This is a genomic window from Dellaglioa sp. CoH-56-MRSF-11 (assembly GCF_056782135.1).
Genome location: NZ_JBXAYE010000176.1, coordinates 1 through 234 on the forward strand (window position 1 = coordinate 1; position 234 = coordinate 234).

At 46.2% G+C, this 234-nt stretch carries 1 protein-coding gene; it reads right to left on the bottom strand.

Annotation, left to right across the window (positions count from 1 at the left end; genetic code table 11):
- Window positions 1–234 (bottom strand): hypothetical protein (locus tag AC1RPT_RS08290; RefSeq protein ID WP_481763073.1); only part of this gene is annotated, 234 nt, incomplete at both ends.

Consider the following 234-nt stretch of genomic DNA (forward strand, 5'->3'; position numbering starts at 1 on the left):
GCGGCCAGTAGTAGTCTGCTCCGAGTTTAACGAAGGAGGAAGTCAATTCATTTAACCCGATAGTCTCGTGCTCGCTCAAAATATTGCAGGTGAAGATGAACGCTCGGGCATTTCCAAGTACTGCGCGACCAAGAAATCTGAAAATTCGTTCCTCGTCCACGAGTACGGATTTCGTAAATCTGCTTTCTAATCCGGTGTATCTTGCTGCGATCACTTCTCGAAAGAATTCCGAAA